Annotated in this window: 15 protein-coding genes; 2 read left to right on the top strand and 13 right to left on the bottom strand. The window is 72.1% G+C overall.

Annotation, left to right across the window (positions count from 1 at the left end):
- Positions 1-40: 40 nt before the first annotated feature.
- Positions 41-1294 (bottom strand): amidohydrolase, encoded by a 1254-nt coding sequence (locus tag ABII15_RS30720; RefSeq protein ID WP_353945523.1) that lies wholly within the window; start codon positions 1292-1294, stop codon positions 41-43.
- Positions 1295-1511: 217 nt separating this feature from the next.
- Here ABII15_RS30720 and ABII15_RS30715 point away from each other — a divergent pair, with 217 nt between their 5' ends.
- On the top strand, positions 1512-2222 hold the full coding sequence (locus ABII15_RS30715; protein ID WP_353945522.1) for a GntR family transcriptional regulator: 711 nt from the start codon (positions 1512-1514) through the stop codon (positions 2220-2222).
- Between the two features lie 7 nt (positions 2223-2229).
- On the opposite strand, the gene ABII15_RS30710 is transcribed toward ABII15_RS30715, so the two are convergent.
- The 6 genes from ABII15_RS30710 to ABII15_RS30685 all read right to left on the bottom strand — a co-directional run bounded on the left by ABII15_RS30710 (position 2230) and on the right by ABII15_RS30685 (position 7064).
- Positions 2230-2598 (bottom strand): hypothetical protein, encoded by a 369-nt coding sequence (locus ABII15_RS30710; protein ID WP_353945521.1) that lies wholly within the window; start codon positions 2596-2598, stop codon positions 2230-2232.
- A 69-nt stretch (positions 2599-2667) separates the two neighbouring features.
- Complete coding sequence (locus tag ABII15_RS30705) at positions 2668-4734, bottom strand: glycosyl hydrolase family 28-related protein (RefSeq protein ID WP_353945520.1); 2067 nt, start codon at positions 4732-4734, stop codon at positions 2668-2670.
- 97 nt (positions 4735-4831) lie between these two features.
- On the bottom strand, positions 4832-5497 hold the full coding sequence (locus tag ABII15_RS30700) for a hypothetical protein (RefSeq protein ID WP_353945519.1): 666 nt from the start codon (positions 5495-5497) through the stop codon (positions 4832-4834).
- Positions 5494-5682, bottom strand: coding sequence for a DUF4177 domain-containing protein (locus ABII15_RS30695; protein WP_353945518.1), 189 nt, complete (start codon positions 5680-5682; stop codon positions 5494-5496). The genes ABII15_RS30700 and ABII15_RS30695 overlap by 4 nt, the downstream gene beginning before the upstream one ends.
- 97 nt (positions 5683-5779) lie before the next feature.
- Complete coding sequence (locus ABII15_RS30690; RefSeq protein ID WP_353945517.1) at positions 5780-6436, bottom strand: DUF4232 domain-containing protein; 657 nt, start codon at positions 6434-6436, stop codon at positions 5780-5782.
- Between the two features lie 106 nt (positions 6437-6542).
- Positions 6543-7064: a DUF6328 family protein gene (locus ABII15_RS30685; protein WP_353945516.1), complete on the bottom strand. Its 522-nt coding sequence runs from the start codon at positions 7062-7064 to the stop codon at positions 6543-6545.
- A 195-nt stretch (positions 7065-7259) separates the two neighbouring features.
- Here ABII15_RS30685 and ABII15_RS30680 point away from each other — a divergent pair, with 195 nt between their 5' ends.
- Entirely contained in the window at positions 7260-8237 is a 978-nt protein-coding gene (locus ABII15_RS30680; RefSeq protein WP_353945515.1) for a helix-turn-helix domain-containing protein, read from the top strand.
- 11 nt (positions 8238-8248) lie between these two features.
- Here ABII15_RS30680 and ABII15_RS30675 read toward each other — a convergent pair whose 3' ends face one another.
- From ABII15_RS30675 to ABII15_RS30650, 6 genes are read right to left on the bottom strand one after another with little or no spacing between them, the layout of a single operon-like run.
- The gene (locus ABII15_RS30675) at positions 8249-9832 is read right to left on the bottom strand and encodes a fused response regulator/phosphatase (protein ID WP_353945514.1); all 1584 of its coding nucleotides are present in this window, start codon (positions 9830-9832) and stop codon (positions 8249-8251) included.
- The gene (locus ABII15_RS30670) at positions 9829-11631 is read right to left on the bottom strand and encodes a hybrid sensor histidine kinase/response regulator (protein WP_353945513.1); all 1803 of its coding nucleotides are present in this window, start codon (positions 11629-11631) and stop codon (positions 9829-9831) included. The genes ABII15_RS30675 and ABII15_RS30670 overlap by 4 nt, the downstream gene beginning before the upstream one ends.
- Before the next feature lie 11 nt (positions 11632-11642).
- The gene (locus tag ABII15_RS30665) at positions 11643-12710 is read right to left on the bottom strand and encodes an ATP-binding SpoIIE family protein phosphatase (RefSeq protein WP_353945512.1); all 1068 of its coding nucleotides are present in this window, start codon (positions 12708-12710) and stop codon (positions 11643-11645) included.
- On the bottom strand, positions 12698-13117 hold the full coding sequence (locus tag ABII15_RS30660) for an ATP-binding protein (protein ID WP_353945511.1): 420 nt from the start codon (positions 13115-13117) through the stop codon (positions 12698-12700). The genes ABII15_RS30665 and ABII15_RS30660 overlap by 13 nt, the downstream gene beginning before the upstream one ends.
- The gene (locus ABII15_RS30655; protein WP_353945510.1) at positions 13114-13491 is read right to left on the bottom strand and encodes an STAS domain-containing protein; all 378 of its coding nucleotides are present in this window, start codon (positions 13489-13491) and stop codon (positions 13114-13116) included. Before ABII15_RS30655 ends, ABII15_RS30660 begins: the two co-directional genes overlap by 4 nt.
- Positions 13488-14336 carry an STAS domain-containing protein gene (locus ABII15_RS30650; RefSeq protein WP_353945509.1) on the bottom strand — a complete coding sequence of 283 codons (849 nt, stop codon included), beginning with the start codon at positions 14334-14336 and terminating at the stop codon, positions 13488-13490. The genes ABII15_RS30655 and ABII15_RS30650 overlap by 4 nt, the downstream gene beginning before the upstream one ends.
- Between the last annotated feature and the right edge of the window lie 35 nt (positions 14337-14371).

Here is a 14371-nt window from a genome sequence, read left to right as displayed (position 1 = left end):
GGGCGGGAACGGGACGGGGAAGGGGATTCGGGGACGGGCCTCAGCGGCGAGGGGCCGTCTCCACCTCGAAGGACGGGTAGGCCGCGTCCACGTCGGAGGGGCCGACGACCCGGCCCCCGTGCAGGACGAGTACGCGTCGGGGGTGGGCGGCCACGGCTTCGGGGACGCCGCCCGCGGCGACGGCGACGAGGTCCGCGCGGGCGCCTTCACGCAGCCCGTAGTCGGTCAGGCCGAGCGCGGCGGCGGCCTCGTCGGTGACGAGGGAGGCGGCGGCGTGCAGCTCTTCGTCGGTGGCGAACCCGCTCTGCAGGCCGATGATGGTGGCGCGCTCCAGCATGTCGGCGGTGCCGAACGGCCACCAGGTGTCACGGATGTTGTCCGAGCCCGCGAAGACCCGCACGCCGAGCTCGCGCAGCCGCAGCACGGGCGGGATCGAGTGGCGCGGCCCGTTCGTCATGATGGCGACGTCCGCGGCGCTCAACGCGGCGGCCGTGCGGTCGAGTTCGGCGTCGTCGACCTCGCCGAGGCAGTACGCGTGGCTGACGGCGACCTTGCCGGACAGGCCGAGCGCGGCGGTGCGGTCGGCGATCGCGCGCAGCTGCTCGGTGCCGACGGTGCCGCCGTCGTGGAGGTGGATGTCGATGCCGGCGCCGTGCCGTTCGGCGAGGCCGAAGACGACGTCGAGCTGGCCGTCGACATCGCCGTCGAAGCCCGCCGGGTCGAGGCCGCCGATCAGGTCGGCGCCCTCGGCGAGGGCCGCGTCCAGGAGGTCGGCGACGCCGGGCGCGGTGACCACGCCGCTCTGCGGGAAGGCCACCAGCTGGATGCCGAGCCGGTCCGCGAACTGCTCGCGCACCGCGAGCAGTTGGTGCAGTCCGTCGAGCTTGACGTCGGGGTCGACGTCGACGTGGGAGCGGACGTGTCCGGTGCCGAGCGCGACCATGCGGCGCGCGAGGGCGGCGGCCCGTTCGGCGACCGGGACGGCGGCCTCGCGGCGGGCGGCGCGCTCGCTCGCGATCTGCTCGCGCAGGTCGGCCGTGGCCCGGTGGGGCTGCCACGGGCCGCCCAGGAGGGTCTTGTCGAGGTGGGCGTGGCCGTCGACGAGGGCGGGCAGCAGCAGCGCCCCGCCCAGATCCACGGCACCGGGCGGGAGCCGAGAATCGGAGGCGTCGTCCCGGCGGTCACGGATCGCGTGCACGCGCCCGTCGCGCAGCTCGACATCGGCGCGCCGGCCGTCGGGCAGCACGGCATCGACGAGGACGGCCGGGGCCTGCGGTGCGGTGGGTGTGCGCATGGTGCTCCTTCGTGCGTGGGTTTCGCGCTCCCGGAATCGGACACTGCCGGTAAGTGCCCTGTTCAGCGGGGCGCCGCGTCAAGCTAACTGGTATACCAAATACCAGGCAACGGTCTCGGGGAAGATTTTTCGGCCGCGCCCGGAATCTGCGAGGATGCCCGGTGAGACGCCCCTCGCCGCCGCACCGCCCGCCCTTCGACCCCGACCGGAGCCCCCTGTGCCGACCGTGCCGACCTCGCGCCCCACCGGGCCCCGCACCTCCGCCATCGGAGACACGCACCTGTCCCTGCGCGACCGGGTCTACGTGGAGTTGCGCGAGCGGATCATCGAGGGCCGGTACCCGGCGGGACTGCGCCTGGTGGAACGCGAACTCGCGGAGGAGCTGGGGGTGTCGCGCGTCCCGGTGCGCGAGGCGATGCAGCGCCTGGAGGCGGAGCGGTTCCTCACGGTGCAGGCGCGGCGCGGCGCCATGGTCACCGACTTCGGCCCCGACGACGCCGAGCACCTCTTCGACGTACGGGAGAACCTGGAGGAACTGGCCGCGGGGCTGGCCGCGCGGCGCCGCGACCCGGCCGGGCTGCGCACCCTGGCACAGCTGCTCAAGCGCACCCGCAGGGCCTCCGACGCGGGCCGGCTGCGCGATGTGGTGAACCTCAACGCGGACTTCCACCAGGCCGTCGCCGAGGCGTCGGGGAACCCGGTGCTCATCGATCTGATGGCGCCGCTGGACTCACGGCTCCGCCGCCTCTTCCACCTGACGTCGGCGCCGGACGACGCCGGACCCATGTGCGGCGAGCACGAGCGGCTCTACGAGGCGATCGGCGCGGGGGACGAGGAGGCGGCCCGGGCCCTGGCGCGGACCCACGTGGCCGGTACGCGCGCGGCGGCGCTCGGGCTACTGGCCGCGCACGCACAGGCGGATCGGTGACGGAGCGTCACGGAATGAATGCGTAAAGATTTGTGCGCGTGGCGCGGCGGAACGAGAACAATTCCGCGTGTAGGGCCTCGTAGGATTTCGTCAACGCAAAAGGGAGTTCTTCCGGCATCAGGCCTGAGAACCCGCCGACGTGAACTCCCTGCGCGGCCTTCACCATCCGGAACTCGAACCCAACGGAGATGCCGTTTTGCAACAGCTTAGCAACACCCGCCCGTCCGGTCCGGGACGACTGGTCCGCGTAGCGCGCCATCTTCGCGAATGGCGGCTGAAGAACGGGCGGTCGCTCATCGACGAAATGGTGCGCGGTGCCGCCTACAGCGCCGGTTCCGGAGCGGTGGGTCTGCTGGTCGTCTGGCTCCAGCAGCACCTCTGAACGGGGGACGGGGCGCGCCGGACCTCTCGCCGGACCGGCGCGCCCCCACCGAGCTCAGTGCCGTCACCACGCTCCGGGAGCGGGCGGTGCGACGACGGGCGGACGGTCGTCGCAGGTGATGGTGTTGGGCAGTTCCCAGGGGGCGAGCCAGGGGCCCGTGGTGCCGCCCCCGTCGTTGCCTCCGAGGTCCCGGACGGAGAATTCCGATCCCGTCGAGGGGAAGTTGAAGGAACCGCAATTGTTGATTCCGACGGCACCGACATTGCGGGCGTCGACATTCTCGAAGGAGGCCGAACCGGCCGAGCGGGCGCTGAGGACCGAGGTGCCGGTGCCGTCCACGCGGATGTCCTTGAAATGGACGCCTTCGATCTTGTACTTGTCCTTCACCGGGAAGTCGGAGACGAACATGATCGCGTTGTAGGTGTTGTCCAGGAAATGGTCGCCGGTGACCTGGATGTCCGCGTCGATGTCCTTCTCCAGCGCGTAGAACCAGATGGCGCCGAGCCCGATCCGCCAGTTCAGCTCGAACGTGCCGGCGCGCACGGTGGTGTTGTCGGTGATGCCGAGCTTTCCGGTGAACGGCTCGGCGCCGAAGCGGGAGCCGACGTGGATGGCGCTGCCCTCCCTGATCGGGTCGGCGATCAGGTTGCCGGTGACGGTGTTGTCCGTGCCGCCGTAGAGGGCGATGCCGTTGGCGAGGACGGGGGTCTGGACGGTGTTGCGGGCGAAGGTGTCGCGCGCGTTGCCGGTCTTCTCGGACCACATGGCGAGCCCGTCGTCGCCCGTGTTGCGCACGAAGTTGCCGGAGACCGTCGAATCGGTCACGCCCGTGTGGAAGTTGAGGCCGTCGGCGATCTGGTCGGCGATGACGTTGCCGGTGACGCGCAGTCCGCGCATCGGGCCGTCGAACCACAGGCCGACCTTGGTGTGGTGCAGGTAGAGGCCGGAGACGGTGGAGTCGTTGAGCGCGCCGCCCACGGCGTTCACCTGGTCGGTGTCGATCCGCTCGCGGACGTCGCCCTCGACGGCGAAGCCCGACAGGTGGACGTCGCTGCTGCCGCCGTCCGCCGCGTCCTTGCCGTAGAAGCCGACCCCGGTGTGCACCGAGCCGTCCGGTGCCGGGGTGCTCAGGGCGACCTCGCGGCCCTTGAAGACCGTGTACCAGCTGCCCGCGCCGACGATCGTCACGTCGTCCACGACGATGTGCCGGTCGACCTTGTACGTGCCCGGCGGGACGTACACCTTCAGGTGCTTGCGCTGGGCGAAGGCGATGGCCTTGTCCAGGGCGCCGGCGGAGTCGCGGCGGCCCAGCGGGTCGGCGCCGAAGGCCAGTACGTTCGCGGCGCCCGGCACGACGCGCGGCGGGGCCACGAGTTCCGAGTCGAGCAGGTCGATCACGGTCCAGGCGGCCGGGGTGCGGGCGGGCACGCTGAGCCGCACCGTGTCACCCGCGTGGTAGGTCCGGCCCAGCTTCAGCCGCTGCTCGTCGTAGAAGTGGCTCGGCCGGAACGGCTTGTCGACGACCGGCGCGGGTGTCGTCGCGCTCGGCACGCACTGGCACTCGGTGATCCACCAGTCCGGGTGGAGCAGATCCGCCCGCGGGTCGTTGCTGAAGGGGTACTGGTTGTAGAGCCAGGAGTACTGCGAGGTGAGCGTCATCGAGGCGCGGCGGGAGCCGTTCACCGAGACGTCCAGCGGGGCGGTGATGCCGCCGCCGTTCGCGGAGTCCGGGATGCTGTAGCGGACGGTGACGGCGTTGGCGGTGCGCGGCAGGGTGAAGTCGACGTACTGGCCCGGCCGGAGCTTGACGGCGCTGCGGCCCGAGGCCTCGGACGGGAGGGTGTACGCGGTGCGGTCGGGGCCGATGACCGTGCCGTTCGTCGAGGCGTTCTCGGCCTCCTGTTCGGCGAAGGGCACCTCGGCGCCGCGGCCCGCGACGAGTGCGGGGTCGAGGCCCGCGCGCGTCACGACGGGCCGGGCGGCCGCGCCCGGTCCGGCCACGGCGTCGGTGCCGACCAGCGTGAGGCCGAGGGCGGCGGACGCCGCGACGAGCGCGGTGGCGATCCTGACGGGTCTTCGCGGCGGGACGTCGAGCCGTCCCGCGGCCGCGCGGGTGCTGTACCACGACATCAGTTCCTCGTTTCTCTCACGGGTGCGGTGACAGTAGGGCGGCCGTGGCCGCTCCCACAAGAGAAGAGCGAGGAGTTTTCGTCGCCGAATCAGCAATCTACGTACTTCTGTTGAGATTTTGCGTCGATGCGGGGTGTGCGGGCGGCAGCTCCACAGTGGAGACGACACGGGTGAGCGACGGCCCGCGGGGCACGGACCCGAACCCGAAACGGACGGGAGGATCGACGGCGCGCAGCGCTCCGAGGTCCGTACCGTCCCAGGTCGCGTCGACGGCGGTGATCAGGTGGTGGTCGAGCGCCGCGTACCACTCGCGCCGGCCGCCCCCGGCGCTGCCGCGCGTGCGAACGCCCGGCATCAGCAAGCGGGCGGGCAGGTCGCAGACGGCCGCCCAGGCCGGTTCGACCGCCACCCGGCGCGGGACGGCACGCAGCACCCGGCCGAGCGCGTCCCGGCGCCCCGGCGTGATCGTCAGCCGCAGGGGTCCGGCGGTCACCCGCCACGCGGCAACCGACGGTACGACCGTCACGGGGCAGTGCGTGACGGCGTCGAAGGTGTACGTCGCCGCGACGAAGTCGGCGACCCGGGGCGTGGGGGCGAGCAACTCCCGGTGTCCGTCCGGGTGTTCCACCATCACGTCGGCGAACGCCCCCCAGGGCGACCCGGGCCAGTGGCCGACGACCAGGCGCGTCCCGGAGGCCGTGCCGACGCCCGCGATCCAGCCGTCGAAGCGCAGCCGGCGGCTCCGCGGGGCCGCCCCTCTCACAGGCGGGGGCGCTTCACGGCGACGGCGAGCTCCACGGCCTGGCCCGTGCCGTAGCTGGGAGCGATCGTGCTGAACGCCTCCCAGCCCTCCGCGCCGAGCTCATTGAGGTCCTTCTCGATCTGCTCGTAGTCGAAGCCCTTCATCCGCAGCTTGTACTTCAGCACCTTGTACTCCCAGGCGGCCATGTGTCCCTGCTCCTCTCACGGCGTGGTCCCTCTCCCCTACCCGGCAATACCCCTGTGGCGGCACGGGGACCGTCCCGTTCACCCGGACACCTCCGGTTCACAGCGCCCGCGCGGTGAAGGGTCCGACGGTGAAGGTGTTCCCGCACACCTCGAGCGTGGCGGGGGCGGCCGTGGTCAGCGACGCGGTGTTGTCGGGCGGGTAGACCTTGACGCGGGAGGGCTTGCCCCAGCACTTGCCGTCCGTCACTCCCCGGTCGGGGGTCTGCACCACCGCGTGGGCGGCCCGCCCCGGCTTGAGCACGACGTCCTGGACGCTGCCGTTGTTCGACCGCGTGGCGGGTTCGCCGATGCGCTTGCCCGCGCCGTCGGTCAGCGAGAGACCGGGGTAGCCCCTGAGCGCGCAGGTCCTGTCCGTGGTGTTGGTCAGGGTCAGGTCGAAGTACTTGCTGTTCATCTCCTGCCCTGTCGCCTTCATCGCGGCCTTCAGGTCGGCGGTGGTGCAGCCGCTGCCCCTCGCGGGCTGCGCGTCGGTCCTGGTCGTGGCGGTCGCGGAGGTGGGCGGGGCGGCCGACGGCGTGGGGGGCCGCGAGGTCCCGGCCGACTCCTGACTCCGCCCGGTCGCGTGTGCCTGGTTCCCGCTGCCGCCGTCGGCGCCGCACGCGGTCACGGCGACGACGCCGACGGTCACCAGCGCCGCCGCGCACAGGCTCGTACTCCTGCTCTTCCTGATGGTTTTCGTCCTTGTCGCGTCCATATGAACCGCATGTCCGCAGCGTCCGCGGACATGCGCCCGACGCACCCGTCCGTCCGCATGCGCGTCAGCGCGCCGAACAGCACGAGGTGCGGGACGTCCGGTGCGCTCATTGCGGCGTCCGCCGCTCACGGCGTGCGGAGCGCTTCTTGAGGTAGAGCGGAAGGCCGTACCAGCACAGGGCGAACCAGACGAGGATCGCTCCCGCGAAGATCTCGGCGAGCAGGTCCGGCAGCACCACGTGGAGGATCAGGAGCACCGTGCCGCTGATGGTGAGCGACAGGAGCACCAGGCCGGTCACCATCAGCCGTCCGGCGACCGTCACCAGGTCGTCCTTCATCCGCTCGCCGGTCAGGAGCCGGTGCAGCGCGACGGGTGCTATCAGGGCGCCGGTGGCGGCCGCTCCGAGAATCACGGTGGCCACGTAGACGTTGGTGTCGAAGGCGCCGAGGCCGTCGAAGCGTGAGGTGAACGCCACACTCAGCAGGAAGCCGAAGAGGATCTGGACCCCGGTCTGCGCGACCCGGGTCTCCTGGAGCACCTCGGCCCACCGCCGGTTGGCCCTCTCGTGGGCCTCCTCCCGGGCGCTGTGCCGGGTCGTCTCCGGTCTCGCGATCTCGTCCGTGCTCATCGGTGCCTCCTCCGTAGACACGTCGGATGCCCGCAGCGCAGCCGGTTACGTATGCCCACGTACGGAGTCGTCCGGAAGGATTCGCGAGGTGACCGGCAGAAAGCGAGTACTGTTCCGGGTGTCGGTGCGTGGCGCCGCCCCGCTCCCGACGGCTCGCCCACAGCACCACCTCCTCTGCAGACAGGCTTTTCCCCGTTGGTTGACGTCGACGTCCCGTCCGAGGAGGACCCGTTCAGGCCCGTGTCCGTCGTGGCACGCGGCGAGAACCGGGTTCTGACGGCCCTGCACGATCTGTACGGCATGGGCGTCGGGCTGCAGGACCTGCACAGCGGCTCACAGCTGATGATCCAGCGTCACGAACGCGGTGCCGTCGCCGTGGACCGCGTCGTGTCCAACAGCAGGTTCTCCTTCGACGCCGGGCCCATCGACAGTCTCATGGTGCTCCACCTGCGCGACGGTACGTACGAGACCACGACGGGCGGTGTCTCCGCGCGGGTACGTGGCTGGGAGCCGCTGATCGCCTTCCAGCCGGGCAGCAACGCCATCGGCACGGTGGATCACATGGACACCCGTACCGTCACCATCGACATGGCCCTCGTGCGTTCCGTGAGCGACACGGCGGACGACGACCGGCGGCGGCTCCGCTTCACCAGTCTCACCGCACCCACCCATGGACTGCGCCAGGCGTGGCTGACCACGGCCGACTACGCGGCTCGCGCGCTCGCGACGGAGAGCGCCGCGAACCCGCTGTTCCACGACACCGTGGCCCGCGCCCTCGCGGGCACCGCGCTCGCCGTGTTCCCCAACACCTTCGAGCTGGACGACCTGCACTACACGCGGGCGCGGTTCGCCGGCGCGGCGACCGTGCGGCGGGCCCAGGCGTTCGTCGAGGCCTGTGCCGCGGAACCGCTGACGCCCGCCGTCGTCGCCGCACATGTCCAGCTGTCCGCGGCGGCGCTCGAGGACGGGTTCCGTCGGCATCTCTCCTGCTCGGTCACGGACTTCGTCGGGCGGACCCGACTGCGCAGGGCCCATGACGAGCTGTCCGCCCTGCCCGCCGGTGCCTCGGTCGCCCAGGTGTCGGCCCGGTGGGGCTGGACCAGTCGGCGCCGGTTCCTGGACGACTACCGCAAGGTGTACGGCGAGGTTCCCCGGCAGCGCACCGGGGCCTGACCCGGGTCGGCCTACTCCCGGGGTGCCGTCGGGCCCACGGAGACGACCATGAGGGCGATGTCGTCACGGCCGTCCGGAGGCAGGTTCCTGAGGAGATGCTCACACATGTTCTCGGGGGCGCGGGGGCCCTTCACCGCGATGGCCGACAGGCGGGACAGCGAGGTGTCGATGTCCTCGTCGCGCCGTTCGACGAGACCGTCCGTGATCATCATCAGGACGTCTCCCTCGGTGACGGTGACGCGCGTGGCGGGGGGCTGCGGCAGGCCGAGCCCCAGCAGCGGGCCGTGGTCACGGAGGTAGGTCTCGTCGGCGTCCCCGCGCAGCAGCAGCGGCGGCAGGTGCCCGGCGTTGGCGATGTGGAGAACGGGGGCCGCCTCCTCCAGGAGCATGATGCACAGGGTGAGGGTCGCGCCGCGGGCCACGGTGCGCAGCAGCATGTCCAGGCGCTCCAGGACCACGTGCGGAGGGTGCCCCTCCAGGGCGTACGCGCGCAGGCCGTGCCGGATCTGGCCCATGACCATCGCCGCTTCCAGCGAGTGCCCCGCGACGTCACCCACGGCGACCATGAGGCCGGACGGTGTCGTCAGGGCCTCGTAGAAGTCCCCGCCGATCTCGGCGTGCTCGCTCGCGGGCAGATAGCGGACCGCGAGCCGGGCGCGCGGCGTGGCGGGCAGCTTCTCGGGGAGGAAGGAGCGCTGGAGGGTCAGCGCGAGGGTGTGCTCCTCGCTGTAGGTGCGCAGGGTCTCCAGTGCGAGCGCGGTGGTATGGGTCACCTGGGCGAGGAGTTCCGCGTCCTGCTCCTCGCCGTCCGTCGCCGCGTGCCGCTCCGCGACGGGCACGGCGATGCAGGTCGGGGGACGTCCGCTCTTGGTGCGGGCGGCCGCCAGGAGGTGGCGGCGTCCGTCACCGGGCGACTCGTACGGCATCACGTGGACACCGCTGCCCTGCAGCGCGGCCGCCACGGTGTCGAGGGCCTGCGGTTCGAGGGCCGCGGCGTCCGGGGCGCGACGGGTGTACACGGTGCCGTCGGAGGCGGTGAGCCGGACGACGGCCGGGCGGTCGAGCACCGCGGCCGCGCCGAAGGCCGCCGCGTCGGCGAGCTGCTGGGCGTCGGGCGCGCTGTACAGGGCGAGCGTGGTCCGGTGCAGCTGGTGCAGGCGCTCGGCGAGCGTCTCGGCGCGGCGGCGGGCCCGGGTGTAGCGCAGGGTCGCCGCGAGTGTGGCGATCAGCTCGTCGGGGGCGACGGGTTCGGTGAGGTAGGCGTCGGCGCCCCGGTTCAGGCCCTGGGTGCGGTCGTCGACGGAGACGGCGGTCGCGGAGATGTGCAGGACCGGGACCCCGGCCGTGCGCGGTGACGCCTTGACGCGCTCGCACACCTCGAAGCCCGTCATGTCCGGCAGCTGTACGTCGATGATGGCGGCGTCCGGGACCCGGGGCGTGTGCTGGAGCACCTCCAGGGCCTGCGTGCCGTCCTCCGCCTCCAGGATCTCGTGGCCGGCCCGCCGCAGGGTGGTGCCCAGGACGTAGCGGTTGATGGGGTTGTCGTCGACGATCAGGACGAGGGCGGGGCCCCCGTCGGACACGGAGTGCGTCATGGCCGGCCGACGCCCTTCCCGGGTTCGGGACCCGGGTCCGGGCCGGAGTCGGATCCGCCGTCGCCGAGGGCGCTCCCGGGGAACAGCGCGGCGGCCAGATCGGCGGCGCCGACCCCCGACTTGGGCAGTACCGTCCGGCCTCTCAACCGTGCCCGGTCCACCTCGGCGAGGTCGGCGGAGGTGAGCACGGCCACCGGCAGCCCCCGGGTGTCGGGGTCCGCGTCCAGTGCCGACAGCAGCGCGTACCCGTCCGGGGACGGCATCATCAGGTCCAGGAGCACGGCATCGGGACGCACCCGCCGGATCGTCTCCAGGGCCTGCCCGCTGTCGGTCACCTCCGTGTGGTGACGGGCGAGTTCGTGCAGCGCGGAGCGGAGGGCGGCCAGGGACGCCGGGTCGTCGTCCACGATCACCAGCGAGGCGATCGGGAGCGCGGGTGGCGGGGAGGCGGCGGGCTGCGCGGGTGGTACGGCGGGCAGTTCCACCGTCGCCCGGGTGCCGTGGCCGGGCCTGCTCGTCAGCGCGAGGCGGCCGCCGAGGAGGGCGGTGAGCCGGCGGGCGTAGGGCAGGCCGAGACCGGTGCCCGCTCTGCCGCGCTGGTGCACGCCCCGTACCTGGTAGAACTCCTCGAAAACCTTGTCGAGTTGGTCCTCGGGGATGCCCACGCCGGTGTCCTGGACGGTCCAGACGTACCAGTCCTCGTCCGCGCGCCGTTCCCTGGTGAGCGTGAGGCTCACCTCGCCGTGCTCGGTGAACTTCAGCGCGTTGGACAGGACGTTGCGCAGGACGCGGGTGAGGATGACCTCGTCGGTGACCAGGGCCGACTCCCCCTGAGGGTCCTCGACGCGCAGCCGCACGCCCTCGCGGGTCATGCCCTGCATCGTGCCCCTGAGCAGGTGATGGAGTGTGCGCAGGTCGACCGGCGCGTGATGCGGATCGAGCCGGCCCGACTCCGCCTTGGCCACGTCCAGCAGCTCTTCCACGAGGGCGAGCACGGTGGTGCCCGACGCCGAGATCATCGTGACCTGCTGACGCTGTTCTGCTGTCAGTTCCTGCGAGTCCGGGGCGAGCAGCAGCCGGGCCAGGGCGATCACCGAGTTGATGGGAGAGCGCAGCTCGTGGCTGACGTTGGCCCAGAAGCGGGTCTTGCTCTCCGACGCGAGCCGCAGCTGCCGGGACTTGTCCTCGAGCTCCGCGTAGAGCGCGACGACACCGCTGTTGGTCTCCTCCAGTTCGCGCGCCAGCTCGGAGTACATGGCCACGACGCCGCTGTTGGTCTCCTCCAGCTCGGCGTTGAGCCGCGTCAGCTCCTCCTGCTGGCCGCGCGATTCGTCCAGGGCCGCCAGCAGGTTCCGGTTCTGCAGCCGCAGCACCTCCTCCAGGTCGACGCCGTCGACCGTGTGCAGGGCCGCACGGCAGGCCACCGCCGCGTCGTCCGGGCGGTCGGCCGCGAGGGACGTCCGCTGGGCGAAGAGCACGCCGCGGCCGTCCGGGGCGAGCGTCACCGCGTCCAGCAGCCGCTCGGCGGCCGCCGCGATCCGCGGGGAGAGCGACCGTGGCTCCGCCCAGTCCAGCCGCGCCTCGACCCGTATCCCGTGCGCCGCGACCGCCAGGCTCAGGTGTCCGCTCAGTCCGGGCGTCCGCAGCAGGTCCTGGCCGGCCTCGCTGAGCACGGTGACCATACGCACCAGCGCCTGCCCGCGGACGCCGGCGGCCCGGCACACGGCCTGGAGGCACCGGCGCAGCATCAGTACGGACTTCTGGTCGTCCAGGGCGGTGGCGTACAGCTCGTACCTCACCGGCGCCTCGTTCATCGGTTCGCCGCGGGAACCACGACGATTCCCGCGTCGTCGCGGCGCAGGCCCGCCTGGTTGAGGATCTGCCCGGCGATCACCGACGGGTGGCGGGTGAGCAGCCCCGGCAGGTCGGTCGGCGACCAGCGCTGGTGCAGACCGTCGGAGTGCATGACCAGTGCGGACCCCGGCGGCAGGTCGACGGTGTAGGTGCGCGCCGTGGGCATCTGCATCCCCACGATGCCGGGATGGGACAGCAGGGCCGAGCGCCGGGAGTGCTCCACGACGAAGGCGCTGATGTTGCCGATCCCGCACAGGGTCACCTGTCCGAGGCGCAGGTCGACCTGGGCCACGGCCAGGGCGGCGCCCCGGGTGCCGCGCAGTCCCTCGTGCAGCAGGGCGACCACGTCGCGGGGGTGTTCGGCGGTCGTCTCCCGGAAGATCTGGCGTGCGCGGTCGCTGACGCGGGCGGCCAGCGGGCCGTGGCCGAGTCCGTCGCACATGAGGACCGTGAGCGAGCCGGGCCCGTCGTCCCCGGCCGGAGCGGCGGTCCGCACCGCCCAGGTGTCGCCGCAGACGGTCTCGCCGCTGATCGGCCGGGTCAGGCCGGCGGCCGCGGGGCGCGGGCCGTGGAACTCCCCGGTGCTCACGGGCCGTTCGGCACGGAACCGGGCGAGCAGTACCGTCCCGCGCCCCGGCAGGGAGTGCACGTCGAAGGTGTCGGCGAGCCGGTCGATCGCCCCGAGGCCGATCCCGAGGGTTCCGGTGCTGGAGTGTCCGTCGCGGACCGCTCCGGCCACGTCGGCCATGCCGGGCCCCGTGTCGAGGCACAGGCACTCGACCTCGACGCGGCCGCCGGTCCGGCTGGGCCGCAGGGCGATCGCGCCGTCCTCGGCGTGCCGTACGAGGTTCGTGGCGATCTCGGTCACGGCCAGCGACACGTCGGCGACGCGGCGGTCGGTGAACCCGATGCGGCGGGCCAGTGCCGCCGCCTCGCGGCGCGCCGAAGCGGCCAGGGCGTCCCCGGCGCGCAGCCACACCACGTCCTCGGGTTCGGTCACCGAGGCGCTGTTCACCGGTTCCACTTGATCACGCTCACGGTGGTGCCCTGCGGCCCCGTCTGCAGGTCGAACTCGTCGACGAGGCGCCGGGCGCCGCTGAGCCCGAGGCCCATGCCGCCTCCGGAGGTCCAGCCGTCGGTCAGGGCCAGCTCCACGTTCTCGATACCGGGACCCTCGTCGCGGAACTCCACCCACACACCGGTACGGCTGTCCTTCGCGGTGACGCGGACGCGGATGACGCCGCCGTGCCCGTAGAGCAGCATGTTGCGCCCGAGCTCGCTCGCGGCGGTGACCAGCTTCGTCTGGTGCACCAGGGACAGTCCCGCCTGCTGTGCCAGGGTGCGCACCAGCTGGCGGGCGGCGACCACGTCGGCGTTGCGGACGACGGTGACCGTCTCGGTCGGGGCGGAGTCGGCCCCGTGGTCGTTCACGGCCGCACGCCGGGCTCGGGTCGCGAGGCGCGCAGCAGCGCGAGACCCTGTTCGAGGTTGAGGGCCGTGCGGACGCCGTTCAGCGACAGACCCAGCTCCACCAGGGTGATGGCGACGGCCGGCCGCATGCCGCAGACGATCGTCGTGGCGCCCAGGATCCGGGAGATCGAGGCGATGGTGGCCAGCATGCGGCCGACGAACGAGTCGACGATCTCCACGGCGGAGATGTCGATGATCACACCACGGGCGCCGGCGGCGACGATCCGCTCGGAGAGGTCCTCCTGAAGATCGAGCACCGTCTGGTCCTCCAGATCCGTCTGGATCGAGACCAGCAGGACATCGCCGATCTTCATGACCGGAACGCGGTCACTCACAGCGTGCCCTCCGCCAGCAGACGGCGCTGACGGTCGGCGTCGGCCAGCGCGAGCCGCAGTGCGTCGGCCAGTGTCGCCTTGGTCGGAATGTCGCCGAACTCCACGCCGAGCGCCACCAGGGTCTGCGCGATCTGGGGGCGGACTCCGGAGATGGTGCAGGTGGCGCCCATCATGCGGGCGGCGACCACCGTCTTCAGCAGGTGCTGTGCCACCTGGGTGTCCACCGTGGGGACGCCGGTGATGTCGATGATGGCCTGGGTGGAGTTCGAGTCCACGAGCGCCTGGAGCAGCTTCTCCATGACGACCTGGGTCCGCGCGGAGTCGAGTGTGCCCACCAGCGGCACGCCGACGACGCCCTCCCACAGCTTCACCACGGGGGTCGACAGCTCCAGCAGCTGCTCGGCCTGCGAGGAGATGATCTCCTCGCGCGTGCGGGCGTGCTCCTCCACCGTGAAGAGACCGAGGTCGTCGAGGAGTCGTGCCAGTGCCAGATAGGACCCGACGGCCGCGTCGTCACCGACCAGGCTGGGCTCGAGGACGGCCTTGAGCGCGAACACGCTGACAGCGGTCTCCGTCGGCGTGAATCCCTGGCGCGCGCGGTTGCGCGACAGTTCCACGAGGAGGCTGCGCACCTCCCCGAAGTCGCTCCCCCGACCGGCCAGACCGCCCGCCTCGATCGCGCCGGTGAGGGCGTCGTAGAGGTCTCCGAGCTCCCGGTGGAGCTCCGCCTCGCTCAGTCGTCCGCGCAGCGTCGTGGCCACCGAGCGGATCCACTTCGCCTGGAACTCGTCACGCTGCCCCGTCAGGAGCTCGTGGAGACGCTGCGCGCCTGTCTCACTGGTCACGTCGGCCCTTCAGACTGGACGATCAAATGGTCGAT

It is taken from the genome of Streptomyces sp. HUAS MG91 (assembly GCF_040529335.1).
Classification (GTDB): domain Bacteria; phylum Actinomycetota; class Actinomycetes; order Streptomycetales; family Streptomycetaceae; genus Streptomyces; species Streptomyces tabacisoli.
The sequence above is the reverse complement of the archived record's forward strand: the minus strand, read 5'-3'. Positions and strand labels throughout refer to the sequence as shown.

Bases quoted from the DNA above. Each gene is read 5' to 3' on its own strand.
- ABII15_RS30720 (WP_353945523.1), bottom strand. From the start codon at position 1,294: ATGCGCACACCCACCGCACCGCAGGCCCCGGCCGTCCTCGTCGATGCC.
- ABII15_RS30705 (WP_353945520.1), bottom strand. From the start codon at position 4,734: ATGTCGTGGTACAGCACCCGCGCGGCCGCGGGACGGCTCGACGTCCCG.
- ABII15_RS30695 (WP_353945518.1), bottom strand. From the start codon at position 5,682: ATGGCCGCCTGGGAGTACAAGGTGCTGAAGTACAAGCTGCGGATGAAG.
- ABII15_RS30690 (WP_353945517.1), bottom strand. From the start codon at position 6,436: ATGGACGCGACAAGGACGAAAACCATCAGGAAGAGCAGGAGTACGAGC.
- ABII15_RS30685 (WP_353945516.1), bottom strand. From the start codon at position 7,064: ATGAGCACGGACGAGATCGCGAGACCGGAGACGACCCGGCACAGCGCC.
- ABII15_RS30675 (WP_353945514.1), bottom strand. From the start codon at position 9,832: ATGACGCACTCCGTGTCCGACGGGGGCCCCGCCCTCGTCCTGATCGTC.